Below are 12,111 nucleotides of genomic sequence, written 5' to 3' on the forward strand. Positions count from 1 at the left end.
TTTCAAACAGCTTTCTTCGTTACTGGGACAGAATAGAGTTGAACTATTGACCCCCGCCTTATCAGAGCGGTGCTCTAACCAACTGAGCTACTGTCCCGTCCGCCGCCATAATGGCAGCTTGAGGCAAGGAAAGAAGAACTCCATGAAAAGAGCGCGCATTGCGGCGCACACTTGCCGCTCCCCTTCTCTTAGAAAGGAGGTGATCCAGCCGCACCTTCCGGTACGACTACCTTGTTACGACTTCACCCCCCTCGCCGGGCATACCTTCGAGAGCGGCCCCCTTTCGGTTGGCCTGCCCGCTTCGGGCATCCCCGACTCGGATGGTGTGACGGGCGGTGTGTACAAGGCCCGGGAACGTATTCACCGCGCCGTGCTGATGCGCGATTACTAGCGATTCCAGCTTCACGGAGTCGGGTTTCAGACTCCGATCCGGACTACGGCAGGTTTTCTGCGTTTCGCTCCGCCTCGCGGCCTCGCTTCACTCTGTGCCTGCCATTGTAGCACGTGTGTAGCCCTGGACATAAGGGCCATGATGACTTGACGTCGTCCCCGCCTTCCTCCGGCTTGTCGCCGGCAGTTCCGCCAGAGTGCCCACCTCTACATGCTGGCAACTGGCGGCAGGGGTTGCGCTCGTTGCGGGACTTAACCCAACACCTCACGGCACGAGCTGACGACAGCCATGCAGCACCTGTTCACAGGCGCATTGCTGCGCCCGCCTGTCTCCAGGCGGTCCCTGTGTATGTCAAGCCCAGGTAAGGTTCCTCGCGTACCATCGAATTAAACCACATGCTCCACCGCTTGTGCGGGCCCCCGTCAATTCCTTTGAGTTTCACCCTTGCGGGCATACTCCCCAGGCGGCACACTTAACGCGTTCGCTTCGGCACCCGGGCTCATGCCCGGACACCCAGTGTGCATCGTTTACTGCGCGGACTACCAGGGTATCTAATCCTGTTCGCTCCCCGCGCCTTCGCGCCTCAGCGTCAGCCGTCCGCTCGCAGCCTGCCTTCGCCATCGGTGTTCTTCCAGATATCTACAGATTTCACCCCTACACCTGGAATTCCGGCTGCGCCACAGCGGCTCAAGCCCAGCAGTTCCCAGCGCGGTTCCGGGGTTGGGCCCCGGGATTTCACGCCAGGCTTGCAGGGCCGCCTACACGCCCTTTACGCCCAATGATTCCGAACAACGCTCGCGCCTTACGTGTTACCGCGGCTGCTGGCACGTAATTAGCCGGCGCTTATTCGCGCGCTACAGTCACCGGGAAGGCATTCCCTCCTCCCCTTATTCCTCGCGCGCAAAAGGGCTTTACAACCTTCCGGCCTTCCTCGCCCACGCGGCGTCGCTCCGTCAGGGTTCCCCCCATTGCGGAATATTCTTAGCTGCTGCCTCCCGTAGGAGTCTGGGCCGTATCTCAGTCCCAATGCGCCCGTCCGCCCTCTGAGGCCGGGTACCCGTCGTAGCCTAGGTGGTCCCTTGCACCGCCTACCAGCTGATGGGCCGCGGGCCGCTCCTCCGGCGCCCCCGTGGGGGCTTTCCACGCACGGCTCCAGCCCGTGTGTTCGCATCCGGCATTACCCTGCATTTCTGCAGGCTATTCCCGTCCGGAGGGCGCGTCGCCCACGTGTTACTCGCCAGTCCGCCGCTCTCACCACGCGCAAGCGCGTGGATCCCGCCCGACTTGCATGCTTAAGACGCGCCGCCAGCGTTCGTTCTGAGCCAGGATCGAACTCTCCATGCCTATTTCCTCGGCCCCCGAGGGGACCGGAGATCTCCATAAACACGCAGAGCCTCAAAAGGCCCTCTCATCTTCTCGAATCTGACCGCCTATAACACACCGACAAAACTGCTCTCCTCCTGTACGCTCTTTCTGTCGTTTCTTCTTTCCTTCCCTTAAACTGTCAAATAACGGCGATATAAACTAGCAGCCATGCTGCCTAATATTTTTTATTTTGTTCCTTTGTTTTCAAAGGGTGAGATAGAATATATAACTGTGAAGAAATATTGTCAATAGCAAATTTCAAAAAAAAGATAAAATTTATTAATTTTTTTTCTGTTCCGAATAAAAAAAGCAGACGTTTTCAGCCTGCTTCCATTTATTTATGGAGTATAAAACTTTTAACTTCCTAGTTTTCCTCGTAATCAGTGTTTTCTTCCGCTGGCAAGTCAGTTTCTTCATATTCGCCGCTGTCATAATCATCATCAGCAGGAAGAACAACCATCTGGGACTGCACTGCACTCTGAATTTCCTCTTCAGCTATCGCATCGACCAAGTCCTTTGCCTGCGCCCTTGTAAAGTACAAAAGATTTCCGCCGTATTCAATTTGAGTGTCGCCCTTTCTTTGATTTGACTTTGTAGAAGGAATTTTTATGCAGAAATAAGGAGACTTTCCGACAAAAACATAGCCCATGGAAATTTTAGGGTCAGCATAAGAAGAATACTGGAAAGGTCCCCATTCAATTTTTGCACGGGCATATTCATAAGTCGCCTTGTATTTTTTCTGATTACGGTCAAGTTTTTTTTCTTCAAAATCCTTTAAATAAGCATTGTAAGAAGTGATAACAGCTTTGCGCGCATCTTTGTCCAAAAGAAGACGCTCCTTGTTCGGCATATTTTTATAGACAATTCCTGCCGTTCCGTTCTTTGGGAAAAGCATAACGGAAAAATCTTTTGCCTCAAGCTCATTAACAAAAATTTTTCTTAGCCTGAAAGTTCCAGAGCCAAGCTCAACAGGATCGAATTTTCCAAGCTTTACAATTTCAATTTCCTGCTTTACCTTTGGAGTTCTTGCCGCAAACGACAACGCAGCCATTGTTCCGACCATTATAAACAAAATTTTCTTTTTCATATTTTCCTCTATTTAATTAAGTTCTTCCATTCCGTTCAGAAGATTCTTTAAAGCGCAAAGCTCATCTTTTGTGAATGTTACGCCTTTTCCCATTTTTTGATGCTCGGAATCCCAGGAACGTATGTCGTACTTTGCAGGACGATCTCCCCAAGATACAAAATTCAACTCAAGGTTCCAGCCAGACTTTGATGTGGAAAGAACACCGATATTTTTCTTTATATCCGGCGGAGTAAAACCTTCAGACATTGCCATAAAATCCTCCGACAAAATATGCGCCTCACTTTTATAGAAACAACCGCTCACAAAACAAAAAGTTACAGGCGTTTTTTAGCTTTTATATTAATGCCGTTTGTCTTTTTTGTCATCAATAAAATTCCATTCTAAAACAAAACGTATTACACCTTTTACGCAATCTGTTTATTGCCGAAATGCAATTAGTATTATATATTGATAGTAAGCAAAATCGCTTTTATGAAAACTGAAATTCAAAAGGCAGACAAAGCTTTTCTTTTTTTTACTTTATGGAGGAAAAATGATTAAAAGTAAACTTGTATTGGCAGCATTCGCAGCCATGTCGCTTGCACTGATCTCGTGCGGCTCATCGCCAAAAGAAGAGCCAGAGATTCAAGAAGAGAATGTTTCTGAAAACACAGCAGAAGAATCTCAAGACCAACAGCAAATTTCCGAAGACACCGAAGAGTCAAATGAAGCAACACTCAGCAAAATTGAGTCTTCAAGGCAGGACGCAATAAATGCCGGCGCGCAGAACGCAGCTCCAGACGCATTTAACGCCGCAGAAGAAGAATACAATTCTGTAAAAGCAGCAATGGAGCAAGGCGAAGATGTTTCTGCAAGGCTAAAAGATCTCCTTGCACGCTATCAGGCTTTAAAGGCTTATGCAGACGCAGTTGCAAAGAAAGCAAAAATTGATGAAAACGGATTTGCTTCTTATGCGCAGAATGTATACAACGACGGCTCTTCCATTATCAGTGAGCTTGCATCTTCAAAAGACTACGGAAGCGATTGGAATAAAAAAGCAGTTTCCGCAGATGCAAAAATGACTTTTGTTCTTAAGGCAGCTTATAAATCGCTTGCACAGGCTGAACGCACAGAAGCATTTAAAGCAAAGAGAAATGCGGACAGCATAAAGTGCTCTGTTTCAAGAAAAGCTGACTACGATAAATTTGTTGCAAACTTCAAATCTGGCGATCAGAATTACGTTACAGGAAATCCAGAAGGCGCGATTGCAAACTACACAAAGGCTAAAGAAGGATTCTCATCTCTTTATGCACAGGTTTCCGAAGCAAGAGCACAGGCCCAGGCAGCAATTGAAGAAGCAAAGAAACGTGTTGCAGAAAGTGAGACAAATGCTCAGTGGGCAGACAAGGAAAAACCTCTTGGAGACGAGCCGGTAGAAGGAATCGAGGAAGCAGACACACAGCTTCTTGAAGCAGACGACTTTACAAAAGCAGAAAACTCAGAAGTTGAAATCGAAGAAACTATCGAAGAAGCTGCACAGGAGGCTGAATAATGAAAAAAATACTTGCTTGCACAGTCGCATCTGTTCTGGGACTTTCAGTTTTTGCAGCCAGCTACACAAACAACACATACCAGAAACTTGCAAAAGAATACACACAGAAAGCAGAAAGAGCATTAGACGCAGGAGAATATGTTCTTGCTGAAGAATACGCTGCAAAAGCAAAAGAAAACGCAGAGCTTTCTGACACTTACATAAGCCACATGCTCTCAAAGGAAAGCGCAGAAAAAGACCTCAACCTTGCAAGAAACAGGCTCGCCTATGTTGAAAGCATCAACGGAAAAGAAAACTTCCCGATTGCTTATGATTCAGCATCAAAGTCTCTTGCACAGGCTGAAGACGCATTTGCAAAAGAAGAATGGAATGCAGCTTCAAGCTATTCAAAGCAGGTTCTTGACGCTTTGGCAGAAATAAAAGAAGTTACACCGCTTCCAAAATACTATGTTGTAAAACCTTGGGAGTCAGATAAAGACTGCTTCTGGAACATCTCTGGAAGACCTTACGTTTACAACAATCCTTATTTGTGGGAAAACCTTTACGAAGCAAACAAGAATTCCCTTCCAGATCCAAAGAATCCAAACTTGATTCGTCCGGGAATGAAAATGGAAATTCCTTCAATTTCTGGCGAATACCGCGACGGAGTTTACAGCCCGGACAAAGACTACGAGCCTTTTCAGAAACGCTAAAAATTCCTAGCTAAATACAGGGCAGCTGCTGAAGCCATCAACGCATGGCAATATTCGTGGCTGCCCATTTTTTTTATCACTTCGGACTTTGAAATTTCCATGTAGTTTACATATTCATCAGAATCCAGATTCTGTTTACCGGAAAACTCCAAGTCTTCAGCAAGAAAAACATGGACGTGATTTGCAAAGAGAGCCGGATTAGGATTCATAGAGCCGAGACAAGTCATTTTTTTTGCGGTTGCGCCGATTTCTTCCAAAAGCTCACGTTTCGCAGCCTCAAGCGGAACCTCTCCCTTGTCTATTACACCGCCTGGAAATTCAATGCTTAAAGATTTTTCTCCGTGCCGCCATTGCCTTACCATAAGAAAATTTTCACCGTCATCTGGAATTACAATCACCCAGTCAGGAGCTTCGTTCACAATGTAAACACCTTCAGTTCCATCGGGACTTACGCTGATCCGTTCAGTAACAGCAAAAACAGGAGTTTTAAAAACCTCCCTGCGGAATTTTTCGTGCCATATAAGTTTTTTGTCGTCCATGCTTTTTATACTAAAATTATTCTGAAAGTTTAGCAAGAAAGATAACATTATAAAAATTGCAAATTTCAAAAAACGGATTTATAATTTAATTATCAAAAATAATATTTAAAACAGGAGGCGTATTATGGCAATCATCGCAATTTCAAGACAGGTGGCTGCACTGGGAGACGAAATAGCTGCGGCGGTGGCAAAAAAACTTGGCTACACATTTATAACTCGCAAACAGATAGAAGACCGCATTGTAGAGCTGGGATTTCCAAAAGAAAAGCTTCAAAAATATGACGAAATAAAACCAGGATTTTTCGCAAGCCTCGCAAAAGGACGTGATGAATACCTGAACTATTTGCAGTATGCGATTCTGGAAGCGGCAAGCAAAGGAAACTGCATTTTAATAGGGCGCGGTTCATTTGTAATTCTTGAAGATGTTCCAAATTTGATTTCACTGCGCTTCGTAGCAAAAGAATCTGTAAGAGCTAAACGGCTTGAAAAGGAATTCAATTGGACAGAGAAGCAGGCAATGGCAAGAATAAATGAAAGCGCGGCGAACAGAAAAGGATTCCACAAAAGTTTCTTTAACGTAGACAACGAGGATGCAAGCCACTACATGCTCACAATAAACACAGGAATTCTTGAACCGGAGGAAGTCGTAAAGCAAATCGTAAACTTTGTAAAATATTTTTCAGCCCCGGAAAAAGAAGCCTTAGGAAAAAAGCGCATTGAAAATATGCTCAAAGCTCAGGACTTAACAAACAAGCTTCTCTTTGAATACAAACTGAATATAAATTTTCTGCGTGCAATAATCGATGACGAAGGAACATCTATAACATTGCAAGGCGTGGCAGATTCTCAGGCTGTAGTAGATAGAGCCGTCACACTTGCGGCAAAAATTCTTCCAAGCTGCACAATAAAATCAGCAGTAAATATTGTTCAGGACTTTAAAGGTTGCTAACAGAGGGCGGTTTATATGAAAAGTTTTTAATGCATATTTTTAACTGTGATTCCCATGCAGTGTGCCGCAAAACGAACGTCGACATGGGAATCTTATATACAGCTTATCTCAAGCCCGATAATGACAGTTTTTATTCAACAGTAACAGACTTTGCAAGGTTGCGTGGCTTGTCCGGGTTATTCCCCCTGTGAACTGCACAATAGTAAGCAAAAAGCTGCGCCGGAATTATTGAAAGCATCGGTTCAAAAAAACTTTCCGTAGAAGGAATCTTTACAATTTCATCTGCGGAAGAACTGAACGCCCCGGAATCATCCTGAGTAATAACAAAAGTAGAAGCTCCGCGGCTCTTGACTTCAATAATGTTGCTTGCAAGTTTTTCATAAAGCTCAGGAACTGTGGCAGTCGCAACAACAAGAGTGTCCGTGTCTATAAGCGCAATCGGACCGTGCTTAAGCTCGCCCGCAGCAAAAGCCTCGCTGTGCATATAGCTTACTTCCTTAAGTTTAAGTGCGCACTCAAGGCTTGTCGCGCTGTCATACTGGCGGCCAATAAAGAACACTTTCTGCTTGTTGTAGTTCTTGGAAACAAATCTCTGAATAGAAGCCTTGTCTTCAAGAATCTGCTGAACTTTTTCTGGAATAGAATTCAGCTCGCAAAGATATTTTTTATAGTCAGAAGCAGAAATAGTTTCTTTTATAAATGCGGCTTTCAAGGCAAGCATGCAAAGGCACATAAGCTGAGTTGTATAAGCCTTGGTTGAAGCAACCGCAATTTCAGGACCTGCCCAAGTATAGACGACATCATCAGCTTCGCGGCTTACAGTTGAACCTACGCAGTTTGTAATCGCCGTAACATGAACGCCGTTCTGCTTGGCAAGACGCAATGCAGCCAAAGTGTCGGCAGTTTCCCCGGACTGGCTTATTACAATAAAAATATCATCCTTGCATAGAATAGGATTTCTGTAGCGGAATTCGCTTGCAACATCGACTACAACAGGAACACGCGCAAGCTGCTCAAAAACATACTTCGCCACAACTCCGGCATGGTAGGCAGTTCCGCAGGCGACAATCACAATGCGCTTGGCTTCCTTCCATTTTTCGTCAAAGCAAAGCTCGTCAAACTTTATGTCAACAGGAGCTCCGCCTTCAAAAACAAGACGAGGCCTCATTGTGTCTGTAAGAACTTTTGGCTGCTCGTGGATTTCCTTAAGCATAAAATGCTCGTAGCCGCCTTTTTCCGCGGAAGAAATATCCCAGTCAACATGGAACGGCTGCTTTATTATGCGGTTTCCGTCCTCGTCAAAAAGATCAACATGGTCTTTGTAAAGCACTGCGATTTCTTTCTGATCAAGGAAGTAAACATCGCGGGTGTACTCAAGGACAGCAGGAACATCGCTTGCAATAAAGTTTTCATCCTTGCCAAGCCCTACAATGAGCGGACATTCTTTTCTTGCGGCAATGATTCTGTCCGGGAAGTCCTTGCACAGAACTCCAAGAGCGTAGCTGCCTTCCAAGCGGTTTACAGTCGCCTTTACAGCTTCAAAAATATCAAGAGAATATTCATAGTAATAGTTTATAAGATGAGCAATGACTTCTGTGTCTGTGTCGCTCTTGAACACAACGCCTTCACTCTGAAGCCACGCCTTTAGCTTTGCGAAGTTTTCGATGATTCCGTTGTGAACAACAGCGATTGTTCCGCTTTCGTTAAGATGCGGATGAGCGTTTATGTCGCTAGGTTCGCCGTGGGTCGCCCATCTTGTATGCCCTATTCCAAGAGAGCCTTCGATTGTTTCCTTTGCGATTTTTTCTTCAAGAGCCTTGAGCGCGCCTTTTACCTTGCGCACCAAAATATCCTGACCGTTAAACACTGCGATTCCCGCACTGTCATATCCGCGGTACTCAAGTTTTTTAAGAGCATTCACCAAAACCGGTGTAGCATTTTTATTGCCGATATATCCTACAATTCCGCACATGGCATTATTCTAGCGAATTTCCTGTCTTTTGAACAGAATGCATTTCGTAAAAATAAATGTAAAATCTAATCAAGGAAAATTGCTTCAAGAATATTTTATTTTTCTCTGGAATTCTTTAAAAAGTTCAGGAATATTTCATTTTCTATGTGGAATTCGTCAAAAAACTCAAGAATATAGAATTTTCCTGAAGAATATGCATAAAAACTCTGGAATATCTTTTATTATTCAATTTTTATACAAATTTTTCAGGAATATACAATATTCTTGGAGAATATTATTTATTCCTGTATATTTATGCAAAATTTATCATTTCACAAAAAATTCTCCTCTATGAAAAAAAACGCGCAATGCACTATAATGGCGCAAGGTTTTGGACAAATGAAAAGGCTTTTGGGATTCGCCGCAGTTTTAATATTTTCCGCAGGAATTTTTGCCGCCACATTAAAGGACGCGCAGGACAGGCTTTCTGCAATCGAAGAATTTAAAAGCGGAATTCTAAGCTCAAGTCCAAGCGGATTTTTTTCTGACGAGGAAATGGACGCGTTAAACCTTCTTTACCAGGTTCTTGAAGGAGATGAATACACCGTAAACTCGCTTAACGGAGAAATGCAGTTTTCCATAGGAGAATACAGCCTTGTAGAAACAAAATGGCCCACGGAAATTCAGGCATTTTTCTTCGGCGGAAAAATAAGCTATGAGCGCAGCGTAGACATCATGTATTCCGACGCAATGGAAAAAAAATACGTTCCAGAACCGCAAATGACTGAATACCAGCGGCGCGACTATGAATATTACATAAACGACTACGAAACCAGAATCCGTTCCGGGGAAAAATTCTTTTATGCGGAGCTTACATTTAAACTTACGCACTGGCATGGAGCAAGCGAATACAGATTCGAGCCGGCCGCGCTAAAAATCTACAAAAATTCAAAACGTCCGCGGGCAATAATCACAATAGACGAAACGCAGAGCAAGGATTTTTTTACATTCGCAGAAGAAAAAGAATTCAGAACAGAAAAACAGATTGAAAGAAACAGCGCGCGCATAAAAAAGCTTCTAAAGGACGAAAACAAAAACGCTTCTACAGAAAAAGCAAAGAAAAAAGACATAATATTCACCGAGCAAAAAGGAAGACGCTCCTTTTACGTAAGCGCGGAAACTTCCACGGACAACATTGATTTTTCAAACACAGACTTTGCTTCGTACAAGCTTGACAATATGTACGGAACTCTTACGCTTGGACTTGGAAAATTTATCTTCGCAGGAATTTCAGCCGGAATAGACTTGCCTTCGCTTAACGAAAATGTTCCCGTTTATTCTTTCGGCGGAATCTTCGGATTAAACTTGAACCTTGGAACTCACATCCGGCCTTACGGTCAAACTTCAGTTTACGCACGCACAGACGACCACGTTGTATTTAAAACCGGAGCCGGAATAGATTTTAAGCTTGGAAAATTCATGCTGAATCTTGAGTACAGCTACAATTGGAGCAACAACGTAAACGCTTCTGTAAAAGACGAGGAAACGGAAAAGTTCGGCTCGTACACGGCAGGAATCGGACTTACTTGGTAAAGTTTTCGTTGTGAAGGCACAGGTCGTTTATCGGGCATTCCGCGCACTTGGGGCTTCTCGCTGTGCAAATATAGCGTCCGTGCAAGATAAGCCAGTGGTGGGCGTGCATCATAAATTCAGAGGGAATGCGTTCAAGCAAGGAACGTTCAACTTCAAGAGGAGTTGAGCCTTGGGCAAGTCCAATCTTGGGGCAGATTCTAAGCAGATGCGTATCTACCGGCATTGTGGGCTTGTGGTAGACAACATTCAGAATAACATTCGCGGTTTTTCTTCCCACGCCCGGCAATGACTCAAGGTCTTCCCTGTTGTCTGGAACTTGCGAATTGAATTTTTCCACAAGCATTTTGCTCAAGCCCACAACGTGCTTTGCCTTGTTCTTGTAAAGCCCGATTGACTTTATAAAGCCCCTTATTTTTTCTTCACCAAGAGCAAGCATAAGTTCAGGCGTATAGGCGACTTTATAAAGCGACTCGGTTGCTTTGTTCACGGCTTTATCCGTAGTCTGCGCGGAAAGAACCACGCTCACCAAAAGACAAAAAGCGTTCGGAGCAACAAGCTCAGTTTCTGGAGAAGGATTCAATTTTTGAAACCGCAGAAAGACTTGCGAAATCTGCTGCGGAGTTAAAAGTTTCAAGCTAGAACTCTTTCTTTAGAAGCGCGGCTTTGTCTGTCTGTTCCCACGGAAACTCTGAATTTCCAAAGTGGCCGTAAGAAGCTGTCTTGGAATAAATAGGACGCTTGAGGTTGAATGTCTTTGTTATTCCAGCTGGAGTGCAGTCGAAAACTTTTTTTACAGCATCCGCAATCTGGCAGTCAGGAACAATTCCAGTCCCAAAAGTTTCAACTAGAACAGAAACAGGGAACGGAACTCCAATCGCATAAGCAAGCTGAACTTCGCATCGTTCCGCCAAATCCGCGGCAACAATGTTCTTGGCAATGTAGCGCGCCATGTATGCTCCAGAACGGTCAACCTTGCTAGGATCTTTTCCGCTGAAAGCTCCGCCGCCGTGCCGTCCCATTCCGCCGTAAGTATCAACAATTATTTTTCTGCCTGTAAGACCAGTGTCTCCAACAGGGCCACCGATTATAAACTGGCCTGTAGGATTTATAAAATACTTTGTGCTGGAATCCAAAAGCCCTGCAGGCTCAAGAACTGGCTTTATTATTTTTTCCATTACAGTGGATTTTATTTCGTCATAGCTGATTCCCGCATCGTGCTGCTGGCTTATAACAACAGTGTCAATTCTTACAGGACGGTGGCCTTCATATTCAATTGTAACCTGGCTTTTTGAATCCGGGCGCATCCATTTGACTTCGCCGCTTTTTCTTAGCTCTGCGGATTTTCTCATAAGCTTGTGGGCAAACATAATAGGAGCGGGCATAAGCTCAGGCGTTTCCTTGCAGGCAAAGCCGAACATCATTCCCTGATCTCCCGCGCCCTGCTGACCTTTGAATTCATCAAGGCCTTTTCCTAAAACTCCCTGATTTATATCCGACGACTGGGAATGAATCATATTAAGAACAGCCATGGAATTGCAGTCCAAGCCGTAGTCTGGATTTGTGTAGCCGATTCTCTGAACAACATTGTATGCAACTTTCTGAACATCAATGTGAGCATTTGTAGAAAGTTCACCGCCTACAAGAATAAGAGCCTGGGATGCAAAAGTTTCGCAGGCAACATGGCTTTCTGGATCCTGACGCAGACATTCATCAAGAATTCCATCTGAAATCTGGTCGCAAACTTTGTCCGGGTGACCTTCCCCCACGGATTCCGAAGTAAATAAATAATGATTTTTCGATAAGACAGCGCTCATTTTTAGAGCCTCCTGTTTAGCAAGTTTCAGTTCCACAAGAAAACTGTTCCGCCTGCAATTTGGATAAATCAGCGGATAATTTGTTCAAAACAATATAATCAAAAGCACAAAAACAAGCAAGGGAAATTTTTTTTTCACCTTTAGCTTCTAAAATTACAGTAATAAGGTGCCGATTAGTGCTCTAACAATGAGGCAATTA

10 protein-coding genes, 1 tRNA gene and 1 rRNA gene are annotated in these 12,111 nt (G+C 44.5%); 4 read left to right on the plus strand and 8 right to left on the minus strand.

Translation table 11 applies throughout. The features are described from left to right. Positions 1-23: 23 nt before the first annotated feature. From TRESU_RS12060 to TRESU_RS12075, 4 genes are all read right to left on the minus strand, one after another. Positions 24-97 (minus strand) — tRNA-Ile (locus tag TRESU_RS12060). A gap of 95 nt (positions 98-192) precedes the next feature. Continuing rightward, positions 193-1,735 (minus strand): 16S ribosomal RNA (locus TRESU_RS12065). Positions 1,736-2,120: 385 nt separating this feature from the next. After that, a complete protein-coding gene (locus TRESU_RS12070) occupies positions 2,121-2,843 on the minus strand; it encodes a hypothetical protein (RefSeq protein ID WP_013702482.1) in 723 nt (240 codons plus the stop codon). 12 nt (positions 2,844-2,855) lie between these two features. Continuing rightward, positions 2,856-3,095: a YdbC family protein gene (locus tag TRESU_RS12075; protein ID WP_013702483.1), complete on the minus strand. Its 240-nt coding sequence runs from the start codon at positions 3,093-3,095 to the stop codon at positions 2,856-2,858. 280 nt (positions 3,096-3,375) lie between these two features. Here TRESU_RS12075 and TRESU_RS12080 point away from each other — a divergent pair, with 280 nt between their 5' ends. Together TRESU_RS12080 and TRESU_RS12085 are read left to right on the plus strand one after the other, a co-directional pair. After that, positions 3,376-4,374 (plus strand): hypothetical protein, encoded by a 999-nt coding sequence (locus TRESU_RS12080; protein WP_013702484.1) that lies wholly within the window; start codon positions 3,376-3,378, stop codon positions 4,372-4,374. Continuing rightward, a complete protein-coding gene (locus TRESU_RS12085; RefSeq protein WP_013702485.1) occupies positions 4,374-5,066 on the plus strand; it encodes a LysM peptidoglycan-binding domain-containing protein in 693 nt (230 codons plus the stop codon). The genes TRESU_RS12080 and TRESU_RS12085 overlap by 1 nt, the downstream gene beginning before the upstream one ends. Here TRESU_RS12085 and TRESU_RS12090 read toward each other — a convergent pair. Further along, positions 5,063-5,605 carry an NUDIX hydrolase gene (locus tag TRESU_RS12090; protein WP_041612083.1) on the minus strand — a complete coding sequence of 181 codons (543 nt, stop codon included), beginning with the start codon at positions 5,603-5,605 and terminating at the stop codon, positions 5,063-5,065. The genes TRESU_RS12085 and TRESU_RS12090 overlap by 4 nt on opposite strands. A gap of 124 nt (positions 5,606-5,729) precedes the next feature. Here TRESU_RS12090 and TRESU_RS12095 point away from each other — a divergent pair, with 124 nt between their 5' ends. Next, entirely contained in the window at positions 5,730-6,554 is an 825-nt protein-coding gene (locus TRESU_RS12095) for a cytidylate kinase-like family protein (protein ID WP_013702487.1), read from the plus strand. A gap of 130 nt (positions 6,555-6,684) precedes the next feature. On the opposite strand, the gene glmS is transcribed toward TRESU_RS12095, so the two are convergent. Continuing rightward, entirely contained in the window at positions 6,685-8,526 is a 1,842-nt protein-coding gene (glmS, locus tag TRESU_RS12100) for a glutamine--fructose-6-phosphate transaminase (isomerizing) (RefSeq protein ID WP_013702488.1), read from the minus strand. Positions 8,527-8,856: 330 nt separating this feature from the next. On the opposite strand from glmS, the gene TRESU_RS12110 reads away from it, so the two are divergent. Then, complete coding sequence (locus TRESU_RS12110; RefSeq protein WP_013702489.1) at positions 8,857-10,098, plus strand: hypothetical protein; 1,242 nt, start codon at positions 8,857-8,859, stop codon at positions 10,096-10,098. On the opposite strand, the gene nth is transcribed toward TRESU_RS12110, so the two are convergent. Both nth and metK read right to left on the minus strand, forming a co-directional pair. After that, entirely contained in the window at positions 10,088-10,732 is a 645-nt protein-coding gene (nth, locus tag TRESU_RS12115; RefSeq protein ID WP_013702490.1) for an endonuclease III, read from the minus strand. The genes TRESU_RS12110 and nth overlap by 11 nt on opposite strands. Before the next feature lies 1 nt (position 10,733). Beyond that, entirely contained in the window at positions 10,734-11,912 is a 1,179-nt protein-coding gene (gene metK, locus TRESU_RS12120; protein ID WP_013702491.1) for a methionine adenosyltransferase, read from the minus strand. Positions 11,913-12,111 lie beyond the last annotated feature (199 nt).

The sequence above is a fragment of the Treponema succinifaciens DSM 2489 genome, assembly GCF_000195275.1.
Lineage (GTDB): Bacteria > Spirochaetota > Spirochaetia > Treponematales > Treponemataceae > Treponema_D > Treponema_D succinifaciens.

Coding starts and splice junctions, on each gene's coding strand:
- TRESU_RS12070 (WP_013702482.1), bottom strand. CDS start 2,843: ATGAAAAAGAAAATTTTGTTTATAATGGTCGGAACAATGGCTGCGTTG.
- TRESU_RS12075 (WP_013702483.1), bottom strand. CDS start 3,095: ATGGCAATGTCTGAAGGTTTTACTCCGCCGGATATAAAGAAAAATATC.
- TRESU_RS12080 (WP_013702484.1), top strand. CDS start 3,376: ATGATTAAAAGTAAACTTGTATTGGCAGCATTCGCAGCCATGTCGCTT.
- TRESU_RS12085 (WP_013702485.1), top strand. CDS start 4,374: ATGAAAAAAATACTTGCTTGCACAGTCGCATCTGTTCTGGGACTTTCA.
- TRESU_RS12090 (WP_041612083.1), bottom strand. CDS start 5,605: ATGGACGACAAAAAACTTATATGGCACGAAAAATTCCGCAGGGAGGTT.
- TRESU_RS12095 (WP_013702487.1), top strand. CDS start 5,730: ATGGCAATCATCGCAATTTCAAGACAGGTGGCTGCACTGGGAGACGAA.
- glmS (WP_013702488.1), bottom strand. CDS start 8,526: ATGTGCGGAATTGTAGGATATATCGGCAATAAAAATGCTACACCGGTT.
- TRESU_RS12110 (WP_013702489.1), top strand. CDS start 8,857: ATGAAAAAAAACGCGCAATGCACTATAATGGCGCAAGGTTTTGGACAA.
- metK (WP_013702491.1), bottom strand. CDS start 11,912: ATGAGCGCTGTCTTATCGAAAAATCATTATTTATTTACTTCGGAATCC.